Origin of the sequence: Paenibacillus sp. FSL R10-2782, from assembly GCF_038592985.1 — a bacterium.
In the GTDB taxonomy this organism is placed as follows: Bacteria; Bacillota; Bacilli; order Paenibacillales; family Paenibacillaceae; genus Paenibacillus; species Paenibacillus terrae_C.
In genome coordinates this window covers 1,064,360-1,088,466 of the sequence record NZ_CP151951.1, presented here as the reverse complement: position 1 = coordinate 1,088,466, position 24,107 = coordinate 1,064,360, and the positions used below count along the sequence as shown (strand labels likewise).

Genomic DNA, 24,107 nt, shown 5'->3' with positions numbered 1-24,107 from the left:
ACAAACACTTGTCCATTGGTAAAATCAACATTTTCAACCGATTTATATAGGATTTCAACCTAAAGTGGGATGAGTTACGGCGGTGGGTAGCGAGCGCTACGCGTGCAGATTGTTCTTCCGATCGCTGTTACCCCCGGATTTCTATGAATAGGAGATTAGAGGGTAAAATCCGGGGATAAAGGCGAACGCTCCGCTTCTTCAGAACAATTCTGCCCGCTCCGCTAACCAACCGCCGTAAAGTCATCGCCCTTTTTAGGGAATTGGGGCGGCAAGGGGACTGCAAGCGCGGAGCGGCAAGAGGGCTTGCCTTTTCTTGATTTTTACAGAACAAGTCGAACACATCAACTCAAAAGGAATGGAGTATATCATGATCATTAACAAGCAATAATTTTATGTGAATGGGCTAAATTATACCGTTAGATCGGCAATCACAAAGATGCGACTGTAAAACCAAGAAATTTATTATTAGTTGCTGTAGTGGGTGATCGAATCATGGGGTTTTCAAGATGCGAAGGTATTTATTTAAATAGATTCGCTCATAAAGTAGAATTTGGAGTCTGCGTATGTAAAGAATTTTTGGGATAGGGTATGGTGAAAAGTCTGCTAAAAGCATCTATCGACTGGGCTGGTTCCAAAGGGGCATGCTTGGTATTGGTCAAGCCCCATTTTGTAGACAATAAAAAAGCTCTACTAACTGTAACTGAACTTCGAAAATTTCCAGACCACCACGTCTATCCCATAGCAATAGCAAGAGGCATGTAAACCCTACAAATATAAATACTGCCCCAAAATCTATTTTTAGGGCAGTATCAACACATCACATGATTTTTCTATTTTTATAGTTCTTGAATTGTTGGACGAATAATCTCAGAGATTGCGGATAAGGGCATTACTCCTGCAAAAGAACCAACAATTTAACAATAACCGTTAAAAGTATGGAGTAGATGCTTTAAGGAAATCTACTCCTCTTTTTCGTTTGCGGTATCAATGTATTTATTAAGTTAATCTGCCCGTTAGTTGAGAAAACGACAGCCACTTTATCGCTGCCGCCTCCGAAACTACCTGCATGGAGGTCTGGCTTTGTTCAGTTCACTAAAGAACTTTATTTCAATTAATTAACTTTATTTTCTTTCGCCAACAGATAATTTGCATATCCCCGCCCCATGCGTTACTATATTTATATAGACAAATTTGCAGGTCTATAAAAGGAGGTTCACGCACCCATGTCCCCCCGTACCAAAGAACAAAATGAGCTCATCCGCATGCAGCGCAGAGAGCAGATCCTGGACGCCGCCTCGCGCGCCTACTTTCTCACGGGCGGCAGCTTTGATATTCGCGACGTCGCCCGCGAGGCCGGGCTCGGTTACGGCACGGTGTACCATTATTACCCCAACCGGCATTTATTAATAGAAGATGTGTTGGGCAGCGGCTTCGAGCGATGCGAGCAAGTCCTGGCAGAATGGGCGAACATCAGCGGCGGCCGCCCGGAAGACAGGCAGCTATTGACGTATTGCAAGGCGCTGCTCCGGCTGTGGCAGTCGGACACCCGCACATATCTCGTCTACAAAATGGCGGCGGAACATTATACAGGCTTGCCTGAGAAGGATCGACACCCCGCCAAGAGACGATTCATGGAACGGCTGTACGTTCCACTCCAATCGATCGCCCAGTGCGAAGACGACAGCGTCGACCATATGCTTGCCGTGCTGGTCGGCTGCTGCGGGCTGCACTATTATGCGGGCAATTCCGACCTAGACGTCGATCGAATCGCTCAACTCGCTATGCAAGCTATTACGAAGGAGTCCTGATACGAACATGGTCATCTTAAAAAGCAAGCATGAAATCGAGGCCATCCGCAAGGCATGCCAAGTGGTGGCCGAATGCCATCGTACAATCGCCCCGCTCATCAAACCGGGCATCACGACGAACGAGATTGAGCGCATATTCGAAGACATGATTTTGAAGCATGGCGCCAAGCCATACGAGAAGGGCTACAAGGGCTATCAATATGCGACCTGTGCCTCCGTCAACGACGTGATCGCGCATGGCTTTCCTAGCGATAAGCCACTTGAGGAAGGCGATATCGTGACGATCGACACGGTCGCGGAGCTCGACGGCTGGCTCGGCGATTCGGCCTGGAGCTATGCGGTCGGGAAGATCTCGCCGACGGCCGAGAAGCTGATGCGCATCACGAAGGAATGCCTTGACCTCGGCATCGCGCAGGCGCAGCCCGGCAATCGGCTCGGCGACGTGACGAGCGCGATTCAGCAGCATGCGGAATCGCACGGCTTCGGCGTCGTGCGCGACCTTCTCGCCCATGGCATCGGCCGGGACCTGCACGAGGAGCCGACTTATATGCATGTCGGCAAGCCCGGAAAAGGCCTCCGCATCAAGGAAGGTATGGTGTTCACGATCGAGCCCATGATCACCGAAGGCACCTACTACATGACAATCGATCCGGATGGCTGGACCGCGCGGACGCTGGACCGCAAGCTCGCCGCCCAATACGAGCATACGATCGCCATCACGGCTGAAGGTCCACAAATCCTGACCGCGCAATAGAATAATTAGAGGCCGACCAACGAGATGGTCGACTTCTTTTTTTTCGTATTCGGCATAGACTGCGGTCCCATTGCGTTATTCTGCCCGTTAGTTTAACCTTCGTTTGTTGTCCTTGTTCAGACTATTCTCTACGAGCTATACGAAACCCTTGATCGGGACCAAAGCCATTTGCATCGAACTTGCCTTGGAAAGATATCTCGTTGTTGCTAACGTTGCCGATCCAACCGCCACCCTTCACAACCCGGTAGGAACCGCTTTGGCTATCCAAGTCTCCATACCAGTCCCAGCACCATTCCCTTACGTTGCCAGACATATCGTAAATTCCTAACTCGTTGGGTTTCCGGGTACCGATCGATTTTGTTTTATTATGGTTGCTCTCTATGATAGGCCAGTTCCAGTCTCCAGATAAGTACTTGTCTCCGGCGTTTTTCCAATACCATGCGACTTCGTCGGCATTGTTGCTTCCGCTGTATGTGTAATTCTTGCTCACCTGACCTCCGCCTGCAGCATATTCCCACTCCGCTTCTGTAGGCAATCGGTAACCGTTAGCTCCCTCATTAATCGTTACTGTCCATTTTATATTATCGTTATCATTCTTATTATTCGCGTCCTGTTTATCCTTGTCTATGTTGTAATACGGTTTTAAGCCCTCTTGTATACTTCTTTGGTTACAGTACTCCACCACGTCATACCAACTCACCATTTCTACCGGCAAATTGTCGCCTATGAATTGTGAGGGATTACTTCCCATGACTTCAACCCACTCTTTTTGAGTTACCTCATATTTGCCGATATAAAAGTTCGACAGGGTCACGCTTTTTCCAGAATAATTGGACTTGTTGTTCTTAAAAGTCCCGCCTTCCACGAATACAAGGTTATCCTTTTTTTCAGGTTTATCCTGCGAACAAGCGCTGATCACAACTATTGTTGCTATTAAAAGAAACATTAATAGCTTTCTCATTGATATATCTCCTTTAAGCTGATTGGAAAAATGATAAGCCATGACAGCATGCAACTCGCCTCCGGTAAGGTTTGAAGGCCGCTCGCCTGGCAAGAAACGGCCTTCAACATATCCGGACTGACAAATAGAACTGGAGGGGAACGGCCATTGACCAGTCTCCAATGTTTTAGGGATCGAGTTTTCTCCATGACCGATTCGTTTAAACTCTATCAGACAACTCGAAACCCGCTTATCCTATGAGGAGGTCCCAACCGTGCCTGTTCATTGAAAGGCTTGCAATTGATTGGTTACCACACCGTCACGTCAGATTTCCCGCTACTTTGATATCCCTCTGTCGCTAACACCTGGTAAGACCAGTTGCTTCCCAGATTCATTCCTTTGCTCGCCCATGCGTTCACGTGGTTGCTGAAAGTGATGGTGGAGTTGGCCCCCGTCGCTTTCTTCGACTGTCGAACACTCCAGTACTGAGCAAACGTTTGTGTGCCGTCAATGGAAGGTGCGTTGTATCGCATTGTCGTATAGATGTCATATGTGCCCCCATCACTGGTCACTGTACCTTTATACGTTCCGGTAGGTCGATAAGTCCCCCAGCTATCAACGACGTAATATTCGATGAGTGCGTTTCTCGTCCACCCGTAGAGAGTCAAATACCCATTGCCAGACGGCGCCCAGACGCCAGCATTGTAGTTAATCGTCCTGTTTGGTGATCCGGTAGTCCAGCCTTTGCCGACAACAAAATTCCCGGTATTTTGCCATGTCACGCTGTAATTACCGCCTGATCCATTAACAGCATTGACCGTCCCGCCGCCATCGGTCCAATTTTGCCAATAGTCTGTCGCTGCACTTGAGGTTGTTGCAAATAACCCAAAACTCATGGAAGCTGCCAGAACTACCGTCATCATTTTCTTACTAAACTTAAACATACTTTACCTCCTAAAATTTTTGTGTTTGTCCCATACACCTGCTTGTTGGTTGATTCTCTTTCCAGTACATCACTTATCCGTGCTATATCGTGTTTTTTACTTTTACCTCCTTTCTGAGTAAATTATAGAATGATAACGCTTACATAAAAACCTAGCAAATTAAAGCTTTAACTCTATTATGTTTAGCTTTCTTTGAATTTTATAGAACCCGTTGAAGTGTAATCGGGTTTCGTAACGTTGGAAGAAGGTGTGCATATTAAAAAAGAACAAAATTCTGTCGACGGTAAGTACCACAACACAGTTAAGATGGGACGACTTAATGAATAATTCCAGCGATAAAGCTCCTGTGAATCATCACGGGAGCTTTACTTTGCATGTTATGCCTTTTTACCTGTACGTTTAGGATTATCTGTCTGATCAAGAATAAAGTCGATACTCACCTTGTGGAAATCTGCCAACTTAATTAAGACAACACTTGGAACATCCAAGTTCCCATTTTCATATCGGGAATAGGTTGTTTGTGAGACTTGTAAGAAGTCGGCACCAAGTTGAACAAGAACGAAGTGGGCGGAATGGTGCTGTACAAGCGATAGCGTTCGCCTTTGTGCCCGGATTTCAACCTTCTTAGCTTGATTAAGAAATCCGGGCGCAACAGCGATGGGAAGCACCATCCGACCGCATAGTGGCGCCTCATGTACATTTTTAACTCAGCTTATAAAAAACTTTATGCAAATAACGCATAAATATCAGTATGCCTCCATCGCATGCTGTAAACTGTGCTTGGGTGATGACAGTGCATAAGGAAATTCTCGATTCAAGTGAGGACAAACACTTTGATGGAGACAGAAAATTTAGATAGAGAGCAAGGGCAGGCATTTATAGATACATCGGGGTTCGAACAGATCATACAAACGGACACTGTGAAACCGAGAAATTTATGACCATTTCGAGGGGGTTTAAAAGATATTTGAACATTTGTAGAACGTACTCACATCAACTAATTAAGGATAACATTAGGTGATTATGGTATTGAAACACATAGTTTCTCACGCATATACGATAAGAAAATGGGGGAATTATGTCTTTTCTTTCTTCTTCTTCGGTTTCGTCAATTGAAAGCTATGTTTCACCATATCAAAAAGATCATCCTCTTGCATGTTACCATCTAAAAAAACGGTATTCCAATGCACTTTATTCATATGATATCCCGGCTTAACTTCTTCAAATATGCTGCGCAGGAAATCGGCTCGGCTCGGCTCACATTTGAGGTTGATGCAAAGGTGGCCATCATGCTTGTAAATCATCGCAAATATTTTTTTATTATCCTTATGACGTATTACAGTCCATTTTTCATCAAAGGGGTAGTCTTTATAAACGTCGGGATAAGTGAGACAATAATTAATTATTTCCTCTTTAGTCATCTAACTTCCTCCATAAATCTATTTTCAAGAGTAACCTTTAGCGCTCAAAGCGCATCGTAAGTGGAATCAAACATTTAGTTTACCATCAGCAGGTAGTCCTCACCTTAAAACCATTATGAAGAACAGGTGTTCCCTAATCAACTTAATATTAGGAGGCTCTCTTCTGTGGATTCTATATTTACTGTCCGAATACACCTTATTTATTAACTAAAACGGACAATTCACCTTCAAATACTTTCTCATCCTTGTTATTGAAAGTCGTCAGCATAACAGTAACTATTCCTGTTTCATTTAGTTTCTCTCTAAGTGCAGTTACCTCCACAATTGTATGTAATTCATCTCCCGGATACACGGGTTTTATAAATCTAATATTGTTCATAGCAGTTCCAGCAATGACATCATCACCATAACTACCCGTTTCAACCCAAAGCTTAAATGAAACTGCTAGCGTTTGAATTCCTGAGGCTATGATTCCATTAAATCTTCCCTGCGTTGCTTTATCTTCATCCAAATGCATATATTGTGGGTCAAACTCCGTTGCAAATCTGGTAATATCCTCTTTTGTTAATGTTAAAGACTTGGTTCTAAATAGTTGTCCGATATAAAATTCATGGTACCGCATTAATGTACCTCTCCTCTTGGTCAAATGATCTGCTTTTTTAAAGCATATCATTTATTAAGCTAATCTGTCTGTTCGTATAATGAATAATTCCAGCAATAAAGCTCCTGTGAATCATCACGGGAGCTTTACTTTGCATGTTATGCCTTTTTACCTGTACGTTTAGGATTATCTGTCTGATCAAGAATAAAGTCGATACTCACCTTGTGGAAATCCGCCAATTTGATCAAAACAACGCTTGGAACGTCCAGGTTCCCATTTTCATATCGGGAATAGGTTGTTTGTGAGATTTGTAAGAAGTCGGCACCAAGTTGAACAAGAACGAAGTGGGCGGAATGGTTCTGTACAAGCGATAGCGTTCGCCTTTGTGCCCGGATTTCAACCTTCTTGCTTAATTTAAGAAATCCGGGCACAACAGCGATGGGAAGCACCATCCGACCGCATAGTGGCGCCTCATGTACATTTTTAACTCAGCTTATAAAAAAACTTTATGCAAATAACGCATAAATATCAATATACATCCATCGTATGCTGTAAACTGTGCTTGGGGGATGAACAGCGCATAAGGGAATTCTCGATTCACGTGAGGACAAAACACTTAACTTTTCATAGAGAGGCTTGATGAAAATGATTTTGGAGGATCTGTATTATGGGAATTGGCGTCCCAGTGAACAAATAAAGTCAACCGACCCTGAGTCTCAAAAAGTGAATCAAAAAATTAGCGAATATATGGAGATGCTGAAAAATAAATTACCAGCAGTCGATTTTGAGCAAATTGAAGTCATGTTTGATTTATTAAGCGAGTCAACTTCCTTGCACTCCGCAGCAGCGTTCATCCACGGGTACCGAACGGGGGCAATGACGATGATTGAGGTATTTAGCGGGGAAAAAGAATGGGTTGCTGGTAATAAACCATAAGAAAGATGATGGAGAAAAGAGTGCTTTACTTTTTACACTGACATGCTATTCGTTGCCATCACTTCATTTTTGCCTGCTATCAGCTTAAAAATAGGAGCATTAAGCCCAGTTTATAGCCCCCCCCTGCAACTGCAAAAGGGAGATGGCGCTTGCCATCTCCCTTGCTCTTATTCTTACTCACACTTCCTGCTTAAAAACATTTTGCCTTCACAGGTGGTCGGTGAGCGGAGCGGGCAGAATTGTTCTGGAGAAGCGAAGCGTTCGGCTAAAAGCTTTCCGAAGGAAAGCTCGCATCGTAAGCATAAGCTATCCCCGGATTTTCACCTTTAGATCCTACTTCAATGGAAAAAATCCGGGGATAACAGCGATCGGAAGAACAATCTGCACGCGCAGCGCCTCCCCGACACACACCCAAACAAACAACTATGTTTTTAAGCCTCCACCCGATTCAAAAACATCTTCGTCCGCTCCAACTGCGGATTACCAAAAATCTGCTCAGGCGTACCAGACTCTGCAATCTCTCCGTTGTCCATAAAGATGACACGATCCGCCACATCTCTCGCAAAGTTCATTTCGTGGGTCACGATGACCATCGTCATGTGCTCCTCAGCCAGCTTTTTAATGACTCGCAGCACCTCGCCCGTCAGTTCGGGATCAAGGGCCGAGGTCGGCTCGTCGAACAGTAAAATGTCAGGGTTCATCATCATTGCCCGGGCAATCGCCACGCGCTGCTTCTGTCCACCCGACAGGCGGGATGGATATGCATCTGCTTTATCCGCCAAGCCGACTTTAGCCAGTAGCTCAGCGCTTTGACGACGTAGCTCAGCCTTGCTCGTTTTTTGCACCAGCTTTGGAGCCAGCTCCAGATTATCCTGCACCGTCAAGTGAGGGAACAGATTAAAATGCTGGAATACCATGCCCATCCCTGTGGTAATGCCTTTAATATCGCCTGCCGGGGCGTACTGACCATTTTCCACCAATGCTTTATCATGAATGCGGATCGTCCCGCCCGTCACATCTTCCAGATGAACCAGACTGCGAAGCATGGTGCTTTTCCCCGAGCCAGAAGGACCGATGACCGCAACGACCTCACCCGCCTGGACGTTAAAGCTCACTCTTTTCAGAACGTCGAGCTTACCGAACGATTTTTTCAAATCGATTACTTCTATTGCGTTAGTGTTCATATCCCGACATTCCTTTTACTCGAATTTAAAACGTTTTTCCAGCGCTCTAAAGAATAGCGTCAGCACCAAAGCCAACAACAAATAGATCATAGCCGCTACAAAATAAGGCACAATCGTAAAATCACGGTTCACAGCCGTATTGGCAAAATGTAGTAGTTCCGGTACAGCTACCGCGTATAGCAGAGCCGTATCCTTGACCAGTGTTGTCGCCTCATTCGTGACCGCAGGCAAAGCAATCCGTACCATTTGCGGCACAATAACTCGTATCAGCGTCTGCGACTTGCTCAGGCCCAGCACTTGTGAGGCTTCGTATTGTCCCTTATCAATCGACAACATCCCGCCTCTGAAAATTTCAGCAAAATAAGCCGCATAATTCAGCACAAATGCCAACAACGCAGCCGTTGTCCGGTCCAGCACCAGATACTCCCCGATCACAGGCAGCATCGGCAGACCAAAGCAAAAGAACAGCAGTTGCAGCAAAAGCGGTGTGCCCCGTATGACATAAATGTACGTATGCATCAGCCAGGCAATAGGCTTAATCCGGCTTTTCGCCAGCAACGTAACGATAAAACCCAGCGGAATGGACAAGATGAGGGTGACGAAAAATAAAATAACCGTCATCTGCGCCCCTTCGAGCATAGGCTTCATAATTCGTAAAATATAATCCATACTCATAACCTTCGACTCCTAAACCCTTAGTTCAATACGCTACGTATTAATTCAAAACTTTATCTTCACCAAACCACTTTTTCGAAATTTCAGCGGCTTTGCCGTTCTTGTGCAGCTCACCCAGAGCGGATTGTAACTGCGTTAGCAACTCGTCGTTCCCTTTTTTCACGCCGATACCGTACTCCTCAGGGGCCAGCGATTCACCAAGCAGTTTATACGTTCCTGGCTCTTTGGACATATAGTATTTGGCTACCACCTCGTCAATGACAACCGCATCCAGACGTCCGGTTTTCAGATCGGTCAACGCAAGCACATTATCGGGATACTCAGACACCTTCACCTTGCTCTTGATCGGATTCGCATCTAGAGCATCGGCTGCCGAGGACAACGTTTGAAGACCTACGTTTTTGCCCGCCAGATCATCCAGCTTCGAGAGCTTGGATTTGGCCGGAAGCGCGATCACCTGACTATTTTTCAGATACGGCTTCGTAAACAGCACCTTTTCCTTGCGCTCATCCGTAATCGTATATCCATTCCAAATCAGATCAATACGGCCGCTGTTCAGCTCGGATTCTTTGGCAGACCAGTCAATGGGCTGGAATTCCACTTGCTTGCCCATTTGCTCCGCAGCCGCTTTGGCATAATCAATATCAAAGCCGGTCAGCTCGTTATTTTCATCTCTAAAACCCATCGGTGCAAATTTATCATCAATTCCGATGATCAGCTTGCTGCTATCCTTACCGCCGGAACATCCGGCCAAAACGATCATAATCAATCCAATCATCATTGTGAGCATGGCTGTTTTTTTCATTTTATTCCCTCCAGCAATGGTAACCTCCCTATCCAAAGGACAGGCGGCAAACGCTTTAGTTCGTTAACACGTTATCAGAGTATCATCATAACATACCGCAAGATACTCGTCGAGAGGAAGGAGTGGATTCTTAGCCTTATAATAATGGAAAACCTGTGACGAAAATTTGACCAATGTTCTATAATGTAAAACCTTACCTTGACACGTCACCTTATCCGTTCTATCATTTCCTAGTATTCTTATGTACTTTTATTTATTTCAAAAAAAGCTGAAAACCGGCAGCGTAGCTGCCCTGAAAATGACGATTGCCTACAGATAACCATTATTTTCGACATAGACAGGAGTAATAAAGCCCTATGTACATTTTAAAACGACTTTTTACGATGCTTGTTACGTTGTGGATTATCGTCACTTTAACGTTTATCATCATGCACATCATACCGGGTGATCCGTTCTCGAACGATTCCAAAACCATTCCAGATGCGGTGCTGCAAAATATGCGCGCCAGGTACAATCTGGACAAGCCGCTTGCCGTGCAATATGTGTTGTATTTAAAAAATTTGCTGGTGCTGGATATGGGCCCATCTATTCAATCGAAAACCACGGACGTGAACATGCTCATTGCCAGAGGTTTTCCACCTTCCGCATTGCTCGGTATTCAATCCATCGTGGTTGCGATTATTGCGGGTATTGCGCTCGGAACGCTGGCTGCTTTACATCATAATCGACCATTGGATTATATTTCGATGTTTATCGCTATCATTGGTATTTCCGTTCCCAGCTTCATCTTGGCACCGCTGTTAATCAAATATGTGGCCGTCAAATGGCATCTGCTCCCGGTCGCCTCATGGGGAACCTGGCAGCATACGGTGCTTCCATCGTTGGCTCTGGCCGTTTCACCTCTCGCCGTCATCGCCCGCTTCATGCGGACAAGCATGCTGGAAGTGATGCATCAGGAGTACATACGCACCGCCAAAGCGAAAGGGCTATCCTCTTGGGCCGTAGTCATCCGTCATGGATTACGCAACGCACTGATTCCCGTGATGTCCTTCATCGGCCCCCTGTTCGCTTCCGTTATTACAGGTACCTTTGTTGTGGAAAAGATATTCGCCATTCCCGGCATCGGTAAATACTTTGTAGACAGTATATTTAACCGGGATTATCCGGTCATTATGGGCACAACCATTTTTTACAGTGCCATTCTGGTCGTTACCTTATTTTTAATTGATATTTCCTATCGTCTAGTCGATCCGCGAATCAAATTAGTCAGCAAAGGAGATTAACATGAAAGCAGCATCCACTGTCGAAAGGGACAGCCTGTTCAGTCCCGTTGACCGCAGCCAGCTACCCGCCCCTACATTGTCCAGACCCAAGGAATCACTCTGGCGGGATCGGCTTCGCAGACTTTTTAACAACAAGCTCTCTCTTCTGGGACTTTCCTTACTTATCATTATTATCGCGCTGGCGGTTGCCGGACCTTCCATGGTTCCTTATGCCCCCAGTGACCAATCCCTATTAAAGACGAACCTTCCTCCTTCGGGAGAGCATTGGTTTGGTACGGATGATCTGGGAAGAGACGTATGGGCACGGACCTGGGCCGGGGCGAGAATCTCGCTGATGATCGGGTTTGCCGCTGCCGCCATTGATTTGGTGCTTGGCATCCTCGTCGGCTGTGTAGCCGGGTATTGTGCAGGACGTGGCAAAACGGGCGACCGGATTGACAGCATCCTGATGCGTATTATTGAGATTTTGTACAGCATCCCTTATCTGCTGGTCATCATTTTGTTGCTGGTCATTATGAAGCCGGGACTGCTCACGATGATTATTGCCCTATCCATCACCGGATGGGTGGGTATGGCCCGTGTCGTTCGGGGGCAAATTTTACAACTCAAGCAGCAGGAATATGTGTTAGCCGCCCGTAGTTTGGGAACCTCCCATTCGCGCATTATTTTCAAGCATTTGCTGCCGAATGCAGCGGCGATCATTATCGTGAATCTGACGTTCACCATTCCCTCGGCTATTTTTGCTGAATCGTTCCTGAGCTTTCTCGGTCTGGGGATTCAATCTCCTTCCGCCAGTTGGGGGACGATGGCTAACGATTCACTCGGGGTCATTTTAAGCGGACAATGGTGGCGCCTGTTCTTCCCCGGACTGATGATCTCGCTCACCATGCTGGCGTTCAACACGCTCGGAGACGGGCTTCAGGATGCGCTTGACCCGCGTTCACAGCATTAATAACAGAGGTGTACAAATGGAACAAGGAGGGATGTCTAGCATGATCCGCAATTTCTCGCCCAACAGCAGAACCAACGGCAGTTCCTTTATGGAGCTCCGCACACGCGGCATACCTGCCGGAAAGGAGGTTGAATAAATCCCGTTACGGTGCACTTATCTTTTGAAATAACATTTTGCATAAATGGAGGAATTATACGATGAAAAAAATGCATTGGATGACTGTCATTTTACTTTTGGCAGTAACGGCTTTAGCCGGATGCTCTGGCAATACAGACAAAGCAGCAAGCAGTGATCCAGCCGCTGCGCCGCAAGCAGATGTTCCACAGGAAATTACAGCCAACCTGGCAGGTGGCGAGCCGTATACACTGGACCCTGCTTTTGCATCGGATACAACGTCCTACTTTGTTATTGATAACCTGTACGAAGGTCTGTATACATATGACAAAGCCGGTAAAATCGTAGAGGGCGCTGCCAGCAAAGTAGACGTCACTCCAGACGGCAAAACGTACACCTTCACGATCCGCGACGGCGCGAAATGGTCGAATGGTGACCCGCTTACTGCCAAGGATTTTGAATACTCCTGGAAACGTGTGCTGAATCCGAAAACGGCTGCCTACGATCCTTCCGCTCTGTACTACATCAAGGGAGCAGAAGCCTACAACACAGGCAAAGGTAAAGTCGAAGATGTGGGCGTTACAGCCAAAGACGATAAAACCCTTGTGGTCGAGCTGAAATCACCGCTAAGCTTCTTCCCGACAATCGCGGTAGGTCATGCGTATCTGCCCGTAAACCAATCCGTGGTTGAGAAAAGCGACAAATGGGCGGCAGAAGCCAATACGATTGTCGGCAACGGCGCGTATGTAGCCAAGGAATGGAAGCATAATGAGCAAATTACATTGGCGAAAAACGATCAATACTGGAACAAAGGTGCCATTACGATGGCAACGATTAACTTTAAAATGGTTCAAGACTCCACAACCTATTATCAAATGTACAAAACAGGCGATCTGGACCTGATTTTGAGTCTTCCGGTCGATACACTGGATCAGGAAAAGAGCAACAAGGAATTTTTGTCGCATCCATCTTTCAGCGTGTACACGTATTCTTTTAACGTAAAACAAAAGCCTTTTGACAATAAAAAAATCAGACAGGCCATTGCCTACGCGATTGACCGCGAAATCCTGGCGACCAACGTAACCAAAGGTGGCGAAACTCCGGCTTACGGATACGTACCATACGGAACAACAACTCCATCCGGTAAGGACTTCCGTGACGAAGCGCCGAAGAAATACTATGAATTCGACGCTGCCAAAGCGAAACAATTGCTGGCTGAAGGTCTGAAAGAGGAAGGTCTAACCCAACTGCCGCCGATCACCTTCAAGTACAACACTTCGGACAAGCATAAAAAAGTGGCCGAAGCGATTCAGGAAATGCTGAAAACGAACCTGGGCGTTGAAGTGACGCTGGAAAATCAGGAATGGAAAACATACATTGATACCTTTAAACAAAAGAACTTCCAAATCGCCCGTATGGGCTGGGAAGGAAACTTCCTTGATCCGCTCGGCGTATTGGGACACTATACTTCCAAAAACTCGAACAACTTTACCAACTGGAGCAACCCGGAGTATGACAAACTGATCGAATCCTCAACCTTCGAGCTTGATCCGGCAAAACGCTTCGAGCAGCTTCATCAGGCTGAAGACGTATTGATGGAGGATCTGCCAATTATCCCGATCCAATTCTCTGCGGACACGGCATTGATCAGCCCTAAAATTCAAGGCATCGTATTTGACGCCCGTTCGAACCCGGATCTTCGTTTTGCCAAACGGGTCGAAAAATAATGTTTTTGCGTTTCGGAATAACGGCCCTGATCGTCGGCGCCTTTGGTTATCTATATGCCTCACCTCATCTATTAGATGATCGTGAAAATATGGCTACCGCGAATCTGCTATTCCTGTTGGGCTTGCTGGGCTTGGTGATCGGCGCAATCTTCCACGTCCTGCAAAGCGGGTTTCTCACCCTCTTCCTGCGGGGATTCGCCGACATCAGACATCTGTTCATTCGACAATCCAAGGCATTACAGGAGGAGAACGAACGCTTGCGTTCGGATGAGTCTCTAACTGTCTGGAAAACGTCTGTGTTCCGTCATCTCAAAGTGTACACCTCGGGTTGCGGTACGGGACTTGTGCTTTGTTCGATGGTTTTAATGGGAATAGGTTAGACGTATGAGAAGCTTTCTTGGGGTTGGTAGGCGCTGCGCGTGCAGATTGTTCTTCCGAGGACAAAAGCGAACGCTTCGCTTCTTCAGAACAATTCTGCCCGCTCCGCTGGCAACCGCCGTAGAGCTTCTATACGTTTTAGAGGGGTGTAGAGGTGGAAAGAGGGGTAGGCCAAGTGATTTAACTTGGCCTACCGTGTTTTGAACTGAGGTTCACAAAAAAAGAGAGTTCCACGGAGTTTAATCGTGGGACTCTCTTTTTTTGTTGACTTTTTCTTAAAATCGTTAAGAAACAAATTACATATTTATATTAATTTGCGGTAATTTAGCGGCAAATGTGTTAAAATATAATGAGAAGGGGGTTTCAATATGTTTAAGCCGAGATATACCATTACGTCGTCGATGATTAATGACTTACTGAAAATAGAACGCTCCAGCGTAGTTGTAGAGCAGCTTCCACTTCCGGCAACGATTCTTGAGGAATTAAAGAAAGAAGCGCAAGAGGTGACTGTACTTCTTTCAACCAAAATGGAAGGTAACACACTGGACAATGAAGCAAAACGGAAGGTTCTTTATAAATCCAGTAAAAACGACGAAGAGCAAGAAGTTTATAACTTGATGAAGGCCATTGAATTTCTAGATGAGTCGGAGCAGCGAGAACTGCCCATCACCGAAGAATGGATTAAAAAACTACATGCTATCATCAAAGTAGTACATGGACGCAGACCTAGACTGAGCGAATACCGTAATGAGCAAAATAAAGTTGACGACCGCAATCAGACAGGCTTTTATCTCCCGCCGGAGTTTCAAGATGTTCCCGTTCTGATGGAAGACTTGATTGCATGGGTTAATTCGCCACATAATGTGAATTTAGCTGCTCCAATTCAAGCAGGAACAGCCATGTGGCAGTTTCTAACTATTCATCCGTACATGGATGGCAACGGACGAACCGCTCGTATGATCGCCACGTACATTTTGCGTAGAGGGGGCTATGGTCTGAAAGGGTTGTTCGTTTTGGAAAATTTCTACGATCGAAACCTAAATGATTATTACCGTGCGTTGCAGATGAAGCTTTCCCATAACTATTATTTTGGTCGAAATGATGCAGATATAACCGTTTGGTTGGAATACTTTTTGAGTGGATTGGCCGAGGTATACTCAGAGGCAGCAGAGATTGTTAGACAAAAAAATAGCGAGATGCTCAGGGTAGAACCTGAACTGATCCGTAAACTGGACATACAGCAACGTACGCTATTCCGTCAATTGGTATTCAAGCAAAATGCCGCCTCAATAACTGAGATTTGTAGGCTATTGGACGCTGGTGAACGGACGGTAAGAGAAAAGATTAAAAAATGGATTGAAGAAGGGTTCCTGGAGCCAAAAGATCCAGAGGCGCAACGTATCCGTACCATCGTTCTTTCAGCCCAATATGAAGAGCTTGCCGTCGATATTCGCAATGAATCCGAAAAATATCAGTATCTTTTGGGTAGTAATGACTAAATGGACAGTGCCCACTATAATTTATTATGTTTACAAGATGGATAACACAAAAAGAGAGGGTTCCGCGGAGTTTAATCTTGGGATTCTCTCTTTTTAATATCTATTTTTCAAAATGAGCCTTGTAGAACTCTCACATTACAAGGCCTACTAAGCTTAATAAATATGCTTGTCTTTCGCTTCTTGCAGCCATAACGGGAACTCGTTTAGTAGTAGTTCGTACAATTCATTGTCTTCCATGATTTCGACATCTTGGATTTGAAAGAAGTTAGCGTTATCTACCACACGACCTTCTATGTTGTCGAGCTTTTTTAATACGCCAAAATCGGACTCACCCACACCGATAAATTGCCAGAAAATCGGTTCTCCTGACGAATCAATTACCGCGTTGTCGATGTTGTCTCCTTTTCCACGTTTCACACCGCCATCATTAATAAAAATAACAAAAGCCGGATCAGCAGAAGGCTCTTCCTTGGTGTATTTGGCGATGACATCCCGCATTACAGGCGGCTCATCATTACGACCGAACTTGGGCAAATAATCATTGGACAAAATGTGTCTTTCAACATAGTTGTCAACGTCATTTTCGGTAACGGACGGCAAACGCGAAAAACGGTGATCATACACCCATACGTCCAGCACACCATCATCATCCAAAGAACTCGCTACCGCGACAATTCGCTCCAACACCTTTTGAACGGTTCCATTTTTGTACAAACTTCTCATAGATCCTGAAATATCGAGCACCAATCCAACTCTCGCAGTCACATTCGTTAGATTCTTTTTAGTCAGTACCAGTTGCGCATTCTTTTTAAGCAAAGAAATACCGCTCATATTCCCCACGCTCCTCTATGATGTTTGCCTTAGCCCGTCTAATCTACCATCTGCGGCGTTCGTCGCCACTCAGGGGAAAATCGCTCAAATCTCCAAGCTGGTCATGCGCATCTTTGTAAATTCGGATCATAGCTTGTACCTTGTTAAAGTCGCTGTCTTCCGGGCCGAATCCTTCCATATACATTTTTTGAATGATGTTCTGGAAAAATTCGATACGCTGGCGGATGGAATCCTGCTCCATATGCAGCACATCTTCAAAGCTGTGTGCCTCGGCAAATTCAGACAGCTCATCTGGCTCCTGCTCTTGGTATCGCTCTCCACGGGTTTCGGGATTGAGATCAATAGAGGTGCGCAAGGCTGACAACAAAATATTTTCGCGCACCAGCATGACATGAAAATCCTTGTTCTTAAACAGGTCCCCCACGATCAGACGGCACATTTCCTTGTTTTGCAACAGAATTCCGTCAAACGGATGCAGCGTCCATACACCGTAATTAAAAAACAAGTTGAAATTAAAGCTGCTGCTCCCATACTGATACACAATGTTGATTTTCGATTCGTCGATGATTTCAAATGAAAATTCCAGCATGCATTCTCCTTTGGGATTCCAATATTTAACTCTATCCTATCAGAAAATACATGATTTTCAATAAAAAATTTATTTCACAGATTCATTTAACTCCACGATAGAATCGGCTTTTTCGCTACTGGCAGCTACAAGCAGGTAGACAATCACACACCCCAAAATAAAGGACATCATACACTCGTTCTCTCCTTTGTTAATTCACTTTTTAAGAGTTTATGCACGAGATTGCTATGTATGAATATCATGTCCTTTATTCGCTGCCCCCAAACCAAAAAAGACGCCTTTCAGGATCACCCTGGCGTCTTTTCAATAGGTTAGGTCCATTATTTTACATTTGTAAAATCAGTTCAGAAACGAGCTTAGTCCTTCAGAAGAATCGTTATCCTTCAAACTCTTCGGCTGTTCCTTCCCCTCTATACCCAGACGTTGGCTGAGGTTGGCGTTGATTGCCGTCATTTTGCTCGTATAATCATGGCAGCTCTCAATAATTTGACGATTGGATTTTTCGGATAAATCCAAAGCAGATACCAAATCCCCAATCGCCTGATTCACAGACTCCAGTGACATCGAAGGCTTGCTAAGCAGATCGGTCGTTCTCTCCGTCGTCGTTTTGAGAAGCTTGGCATTTTCCTTGAATTGATTCTCAATCGTACGATTCGTGGCATCCACGGCTGAAATGATTTTGTCCTGATCCGCCAGTGCCATCGCAATCATAGCCGATACAGTGATTAAATTCGACGTTTTATCAATGGCATTATTTACGGAATCAATCAGTTTATCATTATTATCATTAATAATATCCGTGGCCGCAATCGCCTGATTGTAGAGCAAAATCATTTCGGTCATTGACTGCGTGCGAGTAACCACCTTGCGCAGCCCCCGTTCCAGATGAGACTTCCTCAATTCATTTTCCGGCTTGGCAATCTCAGTCTCGAACAACTCCTTCAACCGATTGCCAAAGGCGATCTTCGTCTGCAAATTGTAGATTTCCTCAATGGAAGCCTTTTTCAACTGTCTCATACCGACAATATTTTCTTCCAGATTGTCCTTACCATCTCTCAACGCTGTAATGATTTGCTCGATGTTCGTTTTGACCGACTGATATTTGTAAATGTAGTTTTTCAGCGGGCTTTTCCGTAGAAGCTTGCCGAAAAAGCTCACATTTTTGCTCTGCTGGAGCGTTTCGCATTCATCCCGCAGCTTTAAGATCATGTTCGATACCTCAGCCCGGTCGCCGGACATGAGATCGTTCACTGGACGATCCAGCATTTTAAGCGTCTGTCCCGCACGCTCCTGTGTTTTAACCCCCAGCTTCCCAATGTCATCCATTAAGGTATCCAGGCTCATGACATCGCTCTGTGACACCTTCTGGATGAGCTGTGAAGCCTCCTCGGTGACCTTTTGTTCGTCTTCTTTTTTCAATTCAGACCATGGGGTCGCCATAACGCTAACCTCCTATTCTACCAATAACTGTTATCCAATGGCTAATAGTTATTGTTCAGAGCAGCTACGCCGCTGATTTTTTTAAAAAATAGCCTACAATTCGGAACTGCTATAACGCTGGTGAATCAGTTCGGCTTTGGTTTGTAATTCAAGCAGATCCTTGTGCTCCACCGTGGATACAATCACCGATATCTTGCTATCCACATCCCGCAGGCCGTTTAATAACGTTCTTCGATTGGTTCGCTTGGCATCACCGCTGAGCCGGAGAAATGGATTAATCAGTCCATTCAGATCCTTCAAAATCAATCTCCGAACCGTGTGGTTCACTTCGCTGTTATTTAATTCATGCAAAAGCGGAATCACCCGCTGTAAACGTGCGAACAGAGCCAATGCTTTCTCGACGATCTCGTTATCGAGCGCATCCTTTTGCCCCTCGGAGATTACCATATCCTCCAATACCTCCAGATACTCCATGACCTGAGCAAATTCGCTGCTCACCTGTTCTGATAAGCGTGGTTTCTCAATTACAGGCTCTGTTGGTGCCGAGGATTCCTTTTCAATCTTTTGTGTCTCAACAGCTTGTGCCTGCTCTACCGGTATAACAGAACCCGTCAGATTGGGTCGGGGATGGCGGATAGCCATAACGACGTTGTATCCCCCTAAACCAATGATCGGAATCGCCAAACACACAAACAATGGCAACCAAAAGCTCAGCAAAAGCGCAATCAGATAGCTGCCCACGGCAATCGTGGTTCCCCACATTTTTGACGTCATAGCTTGTACCTCCTGACGTAAACCCTTACCATATTGTAGAAAATACACTCTACATGTGTCAATGTAAGGATTTACGTATGGTGATTGGCTGCTCAATATGACTGGCTAAAATGTCGTATTGCGGATAAAGCGGACCCACCTCATGACCCAAAGCCGATTTCACCGCCAGATAAGGAAAATTGATGCCGGACAAGCAGGATACATGCAGCCCGCCAGACATCCGCGGATTGATCTCCAGCAGCTTGGGACACTCGCCGTTATATTTTACCTGAATATTATAATTGTACGGAATGTGATACGCCTCAGCGACCTTATGCGCCACATCCAGCAGCTCGGTATGCTGCTCCAGCAACCGTAATCGCCCTCCCGCCTTCCTGCGTGGAACTGCTGCCAGCAGCTTTCCGTTTAGATCAGCCAGACAATCAATACTGTATTCATAGCCCTCCAGCAGCTCCATCACCATCAGGTTGGGGAACGACTCCGTGGATGACAATACACGATATGCCTCCTCGAACGAAATATGGTTCAGCGCATGACCGAACAGCTCCTCCAGCGGGTTACGTTCGTTGTCGATGATGCGAAAGCCCATTCCTCCCTCTGCATTACATGGCTTGAAGCATACCTTATGCCCGCGTGCCGTTAACGTTTCATAAGCCTGTTTAAACTGCTCCGCATTGCTGGCAATGGCATAATCGGGAATCGTGACAATATCCTTCTGGCGAATGGATTCGTAAAACAGATCCTTTTCCATCAACTGCTCCAGCAGTTCGGTATCCCGGCATACGATGACCTTCGTCCCAATCTCGTCGAACAGATGAAGATTTTTGCTAATATCAAGCATATTCCACCGTGGAATAAACACATCAATTCCGTGACGCTGGCAAAAATCCGCACAATAACGTGCATACTCCACACCACTTATGCGCGGCTCCACCTCAGCCACATCACTGGCCTGTAGTGCCATATGCTGCGGGTCCGAGTGCGTCGCATAGATTTCGAACGGAATACCGTCCTCATTGTTACGAATCGCATTCATATAATGATACGCCACCGAAAACCAGCGGTTAAAATACACTTTGAGCTTCTTCACAGAGCCTTGTCCCCTATCTCTCTTGAAATGAGCTGTACTTCATGGACATAAGCCACAATCTCGTCCGCAGCATATACACCCGACACATCCGTAAAACGGTAATTGACCTCCAGCTTATCCCGCAGCTGTTCCCGATACAGCTCGCCATGACGTGGAGCAATCGCATAGTCGGCATAATCCAGTAGACAACGGTCTAGCAAAGAGTCACCGGACGCTACAACAGGCCCTCCATCCGTGAGGTTACGGATATGCTCCACGGCTGCCTGTTTATTCACGGCCGCAGGCACCAGATACACCTTGCGCCCCTGAATGGATACCTCCCAGCCCAATTCACGCATGATTCGTGCCTTCTCCAGCACCTGCTCCAGCGGCATACGATCCCGTTCAATAACGAATGCATAAAATAACTCGTCGCAGAAACGCTCACTCCTAACCCAATCTTCATGCAGCACTTGTCCGAATACATGACGTGCTTCTTCCGCATGGGCACCATCACGGCGCACCCGCTCGTGAATGCTGCGATTCCACTCCCGATCCACCTCGCCTCCGACGATGATGTTACCGCCATTACTGGTCACGGCGTATGCCGGAACCAGCTCCGTTTGAAACACCGTGATTCGTCCATACTGTGCCATCGTGCGGGTCGTCACAGGCATAAACATCACGTCTGGCGGTAGCGTCTTCAGCAGTTGGAGGGCCTGTGCTGAAATAAACGCCGCCGTTGCCCCTTCAATGTGTTCCGCAGGCAGCAGCCCAGGGGACTCCAGCGGCACGCCAAGCGAACGTTCGGAGTAAATCAGCGTCTGATCCAGATCGCTTGCGTAGATCATTCTTGTCCTCCCTTGAGCGGCTTGATGATCCCGCAGCAGGAATAGGTCAGACCTTCAAATACCTCGACAGGCACTCCCCGGTCCTTTGCCAGCAGTATAATATGCCGAAGATTCGGATTATCCTCACGATCAATCAGAATTTTCCATGGCACCCTGCGCAGCAGCACACGAGTCGTCTCCCCCACACCAGGCTTAACCAGATTGATATCCTGAATACCAAAAGCCTTTTGAATCGCCTCTATATCCCGTAAGCCCTGCCACGTCACCACAGGTGGATTCAATGTCTTCTGTTCAGCATACGCAACAGCAGCGGCAGCCACATCTTGAAAGTAACCTGAAACCGTATCTACAAACGTATTGGACTGATCCACCGACCGCCAGGCTTCGTAAAATTTGGCCCCATGAAAATCGTCCGGGCCTATCAGATCGTCGCGTAATACCGTCCGGCTCATCAGACCCGATACGGTCGAATTCAGACAAGCGCTCGGGATCAAATAATCTTCCCGTGTGCCGAAGGTATCCGAGCAGCTCCCCGGATCCGCTAGCACCGCCAGATCATCATTCAGGTGCAATCCGTAATCCGCGTTCATCTCACGGCAAGCCTCGATCAGCACCTGCCGAATCGCACCTTTTCCCGTCCAGCCATCGACAAACTGGAGCTCAGTATCCAGCCCATGCTGCTGTAAAATATACAAAATAGCATTCCGGTCAATACCTTTGCCGCGAATAATGGAAATGCTGTAATGCGGCAGAGAAACGCCATACTTCCAGTCAATATACCGCTTGATCAAGATACCGATGGGTGTTCCTGCTCTGGCAAGCGAAACAATCGCCGTGTTCAGGCCTCTTTTTCTCACAATCATTTCAGCCACAGAAGCTGCGGCTAACGCCACCTTTTTGGCCGATTGAGCGAGCGTTTCGTGAAACAACGCAATATACTCCGCTGTAGGCTCATATTCCACCGGAAGCATTTCTGAATAATGGACGCCCGACTGAATCGCCTCTTCACGATCCTCCGTTCCTTTTTCCAACGTAACCCGGCTCAAATCCTTCAATAAAAATGTCACATCCGATGCAGGATAGCTCCCCAACGGCTCGGGTGGATGAATGTTCTTCTGCTGTATTTGCTTCATGAGTGTCTGCTTCATATCCGCGCTCCTTTACTCTCCTGCCCGGTTAACCGGTTAAAATAAACAACATGCACTTGATCGCAGCCAAGACGGTTCAAAGCATCCAGCATCGGCTTCATTCGCTGTGCATCCGACTCCCTTTCGATCAAAACAAAGATCTCGTCATACTGACCAGGGTCTACATTATAAATAAAATTGCGTACCGTCCCATCCTCAGCCGAAGGATAAGGCACACCACAAACTACGCCATACCCTTCCTCACGGTAGGGATACACCGGACTACGTGTCGTCGACTGATAATACACATTCGGGCCTAACTCCGCTGCGATTCGCATTGGAATGTACATAAATTCCCCCGTACCCATCACCAGCGTGCGTTGCCCTGAGCGAAGCTTCTTCAATCGTTCCGCAGTACGCGTAATCTCCACATCCAACGCAATATTATCAGCCGATTGCAGGCCGAAACGACCTGTATATTTCAAATAAGGAGCCTGATTGGCGTATCCGTCCGTTGAAATCGAACTGTGTACTACCCGTTCAAAACCAGCCGCATTCTCTGCAAAACAGTGGTCAATTATTCCAGAATCCTCTGTCGTATCCTTTGCTATGCTAGTAGCAGCATGTTCTGCGCGTCCGACCTGTCCAGCGTATTCTGTGTGATCCAGCATCGGCACTCCCTGTATCTCAATCTTTCCTTTGAGCAAGCTTAAAGGCGTAATCGTAATGCCCAGTTCTGCCTCCAGGTCGGTGAAAGCCTGCTCATCACTGTCTGTCCGCCAATCCAATAATGAAGCAATCACATATTGCTTTCTTGGAAAATGTGCCTGAATATCCCGAATAATATTAAGGGTCGTTTTGCCCGTCGTAATTTCATCATCTACCAATACGATGGGACCGTCTCCCGCAAATGCATGCTCATCCAGTGCATAGCAACGATGATCAACAGCGTGCGAATGCTCTTCTTCAAATCGAATGATCGGCTGAAGACCCGGAATATCCTCGCGCGTCGTATGAATATACGAAGCACCGTCCGCAAACACCTGATACATGGCGTGTCCCAGCGCCGTAGCCGTCTCGGCAAAGCCAACAAACTTGATCGGCTCCGCAAAAGCCAAACGTTCTTCCATCAGCTTACGATAAGCTTCTTCGGCATAATCCGAGTCCAGAAGCCCCCTCACAGCCTCTCCGATCAGCTCGTCCATCTGTTGTTCCGTCTGGGGTACAAGCTCCTTGTACAGCAGTATCGCAAGTGCCGCTCCACTCAACAAAGAGGTGTATGGGTTTACCGGAATATGCTTGCCCAGCACCTTGCTGACAAACAAAAACGAACGCTTCTTGTTCACCCGCGCCGCCATCGCAAACAGCTTGTCCACAGGAAGGCCGAATGGATTGTGTGTTTCGG

24 protein-coding genes and 3 pseudogenes are annotated in these 24,107 nt (G+C 46.4%); 10 read left to right on the top strand and 17 right to left on the bottom strand.

From position 1 onward, the window contains the following. Positions 1–394: 394 nt before the first annotated feature. The 3 genes and pseudogenes from NST83_RS04970 to map form a co-directional block, all read left to right on the top strand. A pseudogene (locus tag NST83_RS04970) lies at positions 395–582 on the top strand (GNAT family N-acetyltransferase); the annotation flags it as partial. A gap of 641 nt (positions 583–1,223) precedes the next feature. Then, a complete protein-coding gene (locus NST83_RS04965; protein ID WP_342416797.1) occupies positions 1,224–1,808 on the top strand; it encodes a TetR/AcrR family transcriptional regulator in 585 nt (194 codons plus the stop codon). Between the two features lie 7 nt (positions 1,809–1,815). Further along, positions 1,816–2,562, top strand: a complete 747-nt coding sequence (gene map, locus NST83_RS04960) for a type I methionyl aminopeptidase (protein WP_342416796.1) — start codon at positions 1,816–1,818, stop codon at positions 2,560–2,562. Between the two features lie 121 nt (positions 2,563–2,683). Here the strand turns inward: map and NST83_RS04955 are convergent, their stop codons facing one another. From NST83_RS04955 to NST83_RS04945, 3 genes are all read right to left on the bottom strand, one after another. Beyond that, positions 2,684–3,523, bottom strand: coding sequence for an SUMF1/EgtB/PvdO family nonheme iron enzyme (locus tag NST83_RS04955; protein WP_342416795.1), 840 nt, complete (start codon positions 3,521–3,523; stop codon positions 2,684–2,686). A 287-nt stretch (positions 3,524–3,810) separates the two neighbouring features. Continuing rightward, a complete protein-coding gene (locus NST83_RS04950; protein ID WP_342416794.1) occupies positions 3,811–4,446 on the bottom strand; it encodes a glycoside hydrolase family 11 protein in 636 nt (211 codons plus the stop codon). 377 nt (positions 4,447–4,823) lie between these two features. Then, entirely contained in the window at positions 4,824–5,117 is a 294-nt protein-coding gene (locus tag NST83_RS04945) for a helix-turn-helix transcriptional regulator (RefSeq protein ID WP_342416793.1), read from the bottom strand. A 168-nt stretch (positions 5,118–5,285) separates the two neighbouring features. On the opposite strand from NST83_RS04945, the pseudogene NST83_RS04940 reads away from it, so the two are divergent. Beyond that, positions 5,286–5,384, top strand: a pseudogene (locus tag NST83_RS04940) (GNAT family N-acetyltransferase); the annotation flags it as partial. A 138-nt stretch (positions 5,385–5,522) separates the two neighbouring features. Here the strand turns inward: NST83_RS04940 and NST83_RS04935 are convergent. From NST83_RS04935 to NST83_RS04925, 3 genes and pseudogenes are all read right to left on the bottom strand, one after another. Beyond that, a complete protein-coding gene (locus NST83_RS04935; RefSeq protein WP_342416792.1) occupies positions 5,523–5,867 on the bottom strand; it encodes an MmcQ/YjbR family DNA-binding protein in 345 nt (114 codons plus the stop codon). Between the two features lie 196 nt (positions 5,868–6,063). Further along, on the bottom strand, positions 6,064–6,489 hold the full coding sequence (locus NST83_RS04930; RefSeq protein WP_342416791.1) for a MaoC family dehydratase: 426 nt from the start codon (positions 6,487–6,489) through the stop codon (positions 6,064–6,066). A gap of 137 nt (positions 6,490–6,626) precedes the next feature. Further along, positions 6,627–6,791 (bottom strand): annotated as a pseudogene (locus NST83_RS04925) (helix-turn-helix transcriptional regulator); the annotation flags it as partial. Positions 6,792–7,113: 322 nt separating this feature from the next. Between NST83_RS04925 and NST83_RS04920 the strand changes: the two are divergent. Further along, complete coding sequence (locus NST83_RS04920) at positions 7,114–7,404, top strand: DUF6809 family protein (RefSeq protein WP_342416790.1); 291 nt, start codon at positions 7,114–7,116, stop codon at positions 7,402–7,404. Between the two features lie 431 nt (positions 7,405–7,835). Here the strand turns inward: NST83_RS04920 and NST83_RS04915 are convergent, their stop codons facing one another. The 3 genes from NST83_RS04915 to NST83_RS04905 are packed head-to-tail and all read right to left on the bottom strand — an operon-like array spanning position 7,836 to position 10,068. Then, positions 7,836–8,588: an amino acid ABC transporter ATP-binding protein gene (locus NST83_RS04915; RefSeq protein WP_342416789.1), complete on the bottom strand. Its 753-nt coding sequence runs from the start codon at positions 8,586–8,588 to the stop codon at positions 7,836–7,838. Between the two features lie 15 nt (positions 8,589–8,603). Beyond that, on the bottom strand, positions 8,604–9,263 hold the full coding sequence (locus NST83_RS04910; protein ID WP_137061678.1) for an amino acid ABC transporter permease: 660 nt from the start codon (positions 9,261–9,263) through the stop codon (positions 8,604–8,606). Positions 9,264–9,303: 40 nt separating this feature from the next. Further along, positions 9,304–10,068, bottom strand: coding sequence for an amino acid ABC transporter substrate-binding protein (locus tag NST83_RS04905; protein WP_342416788.1), 765 nt, complete (start codon positions 10,066–10,068; stop codon positions 9,304–9,306). Between the two features lie 356 nt (positions 10,069–10,424). On the opposite strand from NST83_RS04905, the gene NST83_RS04900 reads away from it, so the two are divergent. The 5 genes from NST83_RS04900 to NST83_RS04880 all read left to right on the top strand — a co-directional run bounded on the left by NST83_RS04900 (position 10,425) and on the right by NST83_RS04880 (position 16,021). Next, positions 10,425–11,351: an ABC transporter permease gene (locus NST83_RS04900; protein WP_342416787.1), complete on the top strand. Its 927-nt coding sequence runs from the start codon at positions 10,425–10,427 to the stop codon at positions 11,349–11,351. A 1-nt stretch (position 11,352) separates the two neighbouring features. Further along, a complete protein-coding gene (locus tag NST83_RS04895; protein WP_342416786.1) occupies positions 11,353–12,303 on the top strand; it encodes an ABC transporter permease in 951 nt (316 codons plus the stop codon). Positions 12,304–12,500: 197 nt separating this feature from the next. Continuing rightward, on the top strand, positions 12,501–14,144 hold the full coding sequence (locus NST83_RS04890; RefSeq protein ID WP_342416785.1) for a peptide ABC transporter substrate-binding protein: 1,644 nt from the start codon (positions 12,501–12,503) through the stop codon (positions 14,142–14,144). Beyond that, positions 14,144–14,524 carry a DUF3899 domain-containing protein gene (locus NST83_RS04885; RefSeq protein WP_342416784.1) on the top strand — a complete coding sequence of 127 codons (381 nt, stop codon included), beginning with the start codon at positions 14,144–14,146 and terminating at the stop codon, positions 14,522–14,524. Before NST83_RS04890 ends, NST83_RS04885 begins: the two co-directional genes overlap by 1 nt. A 366-nt stretch (positions 14,525–14,890) precedes the next feature. Further along, on the top strand, positions 14,891–16,021 hold the full coding sequence (locus tag NST83_RS04880; protein WP_342416783.1) for a Fic family protein: 1,131 nt from the start codon (positions 14,891–14,893) through the stop codon (positions 16,019–16,021). 153 nt (positions 16,022–16,174) lie between these two features. Here NST83_RS04880 and NST83_RS04875 read toward each other — a convergent pair whose 3' ends face one another. The 8 genes from NST83_RS04875 to NST83_RS04840 all read right to left on the bottom strand — a co-directional run bounded on the left by NST83_RS04875 (position 16,175) and on the right by NST83_RS04840 (position 24,060). Continuing rightward, a complete protein-coding gene (locus NST83_RS04875; protein ID WP_137061671.1) occupies positions 16,175–16,852 on the bottom strand; it encodes a VWA domain-containing protein in 678 nt (225 codons plus the stop codon). 43 nt (positions 16,853–16,895) lie between these two features. Next, on the bottom strand, positions 16,896–17,441 hold the full coding sequence (locus NST83_RS04870) for a hypothetical protein (protein WP_137061670.1): 546 nt from the start codon (positions 17,439–17,441) through the stop codon (positions 16,896–16,898). A gap of 339 nt (positions 17,442–17,780) precedes the next feature. Next, positions 17,781–18,881: a toxic anion resistance protein gene (locus NST83_RS04865; RefSeq protein WP_342416782.1), complete on the bottom strand. Its 1,101-nt coding sequence runs from the start codon at positions 18,879–18,881 to the stop codon at positions 17,781–17,783. 93 nt (positions 18,882–18,974) lie between these two features. Beyond that, positions 18,975–19,655 carry a hypothetical protein gene (locus NST83_RS04860; RefSeq protein WP_342416781.1) on the bottom strand — a complete coding sequence of 227 codons (681 nt, stop codon included), beginning with the start codon at positions 19,653–19,655 and terminating at the stop codon, positions 18,975–18,977. Positions 19,656–19,713: 58 nt separating this feature from the next. Further along, positions 19,714–20,745 carry an ATP-grasp domain-containing protein gene (locus NST83_RS04855; protein ID WP_342416780.1) on the bottom strand — a complete coding sequence of 344 codons (1,032 nt, stop codon included), beginning with the start codon at positions 20,743–20,745 and terminating at the stop codon, positions 19,714–19,716. After that, entirely contained in the window at positions 20,742–21,575 is an 834-nt protein-coding gene (locus tag NST83_RS04850; RefSeq protein WP_342416779.1) for an HAD family hydrolase, read from the bottom strand. Before NST83_RS04850 ends, NST83_RS04855 begins: the two co-directional genes overlap by 4 nt. Next, positions 21,572–22,723 carry a cysteine protease StiP family protein gene (locus tag NST83_RS04845; protein ID WP_342416778.1) on the bottom strand — a complete coding sequence of 384 codons (1,152 nt, stop codon included), beginning with the start codon at positions 22,721–22,723 and terminating at the stop codon, positions 21,572–21,574. The genes NST83_RS04850 and NST83_RS04845 overlap by 4 nt, the downstream gene beginning before the upstream one ends. Further along, on the bottom strand, positions 22,720–24,060 hold the full coding sequence (locus NST83_RS04840) for a phosphoribosyltransferase family protein (RefSeq protein WP_342417877.1): 1,341 nt from the start codon (positions 24,058–24,060) through the stop codon (positions 22,720–22,722). Before NST83_RS04840 ends, NST83_RS04845 begins: the two co-directional genes overlap by 4 nt. Positions 24,061–24,107 lie beyond the last annotated feature (47 nt).

What these genes read in the sequence shown, in the direction of transcription:
- NST83_RS04850 (WP_342416779.1), bottom strand. Translation starts at nt 21,575, where the DNA reads ATGATCTACGCAAGCGATCTGGATCAGACGCTGATTTACTCCGAACGT.
- NST83_RS04870 (WP_137061670.1), bottom strand. Translation starts at nt 17,441, where the DNA reads ATGCTGGAATTTTCATTTGAAATCATCGACGAATCGAAAATCAACATT.
- NST83_RS04890 (WP_342416785.1), top strand. Translation starts at nt 12,501, where the DNA reads ATGAAAAAAATGCATTGGATGACTGTCATTTTACTTTTGGCAGTAACG.
- NST83_RS04950 (WP_342416794.1), bottom strand. Translation starts at nt 4,446, where the DNA reads ATGTTTAAGTTTAGTAAGAAAATGATGACGGTAGTTCTGGCAGCTTCC.
- NST83_RS04900 (WP_342416787.1), top strand. Translation starts at nt 10,425, where the DNA reads ATGTACATTTTAAAACGACTTTTTACGATGCTTGTTACGTTGTGGATT.
- NST83_RS04880 (WP_342416783.1), top strand. Translation starts at nt 14,891, where the DNA reads ATGTTTAAGCCGAGATATACCATTACGTCGTCGATGATTAATGACTTA.
- NST83_RS04920 (WP_342416790.1), top strand. Translation starts at nt 7,114, where the DNA reads ATGATTTTGGAGGATCTGTATTATGGGAATTGGCGTCCCAGTGAACAA.
- NST83_RS04915 (WP_342416789.1), bottom strand. Translation starts at nt 8,588, where the DNA reads ATGAACACTAACGCAATAGAAGTAATCGATTTGAAAAAATCGTTCGGT.
- NST83_RS04865 (WP_342416782.1), bottom strand. Translation starts at nt 18,881, where the DNA reads ATGGCGACCCCATGGTCTGAATTGAAAAAAGAAGACGAACAAAAGGTC.
- NST83_RS04895 (WP_342416786.1), top strand. Translation starts at nt 11,353, where the DNA reads ATGAAAGCAGCATCCACTGTCGAAAGGGACAGCCTGTTCAGTCCCGTT.
- NST83_RS04945 (WP_342416793.1), bottom strand. Translation starts at nt 5,117, where the DNA reads ATGGTGCTTCCCATCGCTGTTGCGCCCGGATTTCTTAATCAAGCTAAG.
- NST83_RS04885 (WP_342416784.1), top strand. Translation starts at nt 14,144, where the DNA reads ATGTTTTTGCGTTTCGGAATAACGGCCCTGATCGTCGGCGCCTTTGGT.
- NST83_RS04860 (WP_342416781.1), bottom strand. Translation starts at nt 19,655, where the DNA reads ATGACGTCAAAAATGTGGGGAACCACGATTGCCGTGGGCAGCTATCTG.
- NST83_RS04910 (WP_137061678.1), bottom strand. Translation starts at nt 9,263, where the DNA reads ATGAGTATGGATTATATTTTACGAATTATGAAGCCTATGCTCGAAGGG.
- NST83_RS04905 (WP_342416788.1), bottom strand. Translation starts at nt 10,068, where the DNA reads ATGAAAAAAACAGCCATGCTCACAATGATGATTGGATTGATTATGATC.
- map (WP_342416796.1), top strand. Translation starts at nt 1,816, where the DNA reads ATGGTCATCTTAAAAAGCAAGCATGAAATCGAGGCCATCCGCAAGGCA.
- NST83_RS04965 (WP_342416797.1), top strand. Translation starts at nt 1,224, where the DNA reads ATGTCCCCCCGTACCAAAGAACAAAATGAGCTCATCCGCATGCAGCGC.
- NST83_RS04875 (WP_137061671.1), bottom strand. Translation starts at nt 16,852, where the DNA reads ATGAGCGGTATTTCTTTGCTTAAAAAGAATGCGCAACTGGTACTGACT.
- NST83_RS04845 (WP_342416778.1), bottom strand. Translation starts at nt 22,723, where the DNA reads ATGAAGCAGACACTCATGAAGCAAATACAGCAGAAGAACATTCATCCA.
- NST83_RS04935 (WP_342416792.1), bottom strand. Translation starts at nt 5,867, where the DNA reads ATGACTAAAGAGGAAATAATTAATTATTGTCTCACTTATCCCGACGTT.
- NST83_RS04930 (WP_342416791.1), bottom strand. Translation starts at nt 6,489, where the DNA reads ATGCGGTACCATGAATTTTATATCGGACAACTATTTAGAACCAAGTCT.
- NST83_RS04840 (WP_342417877.1), bottom strand. Translation starts at nt 24,060, where the DNA reads ATGGCGGCGCGGGTGAACAAGAAGCGTTCGTTTTTGTTTGTCAGCAAG.
- NST83_RS04955 (WP_342416795.1), bottom strand. Translation starts at nt 3,523, where the DNA reads ATGAGAAAGCTATTAATGTTTCTTTTAATAGCAACAATAGTTGTGATC.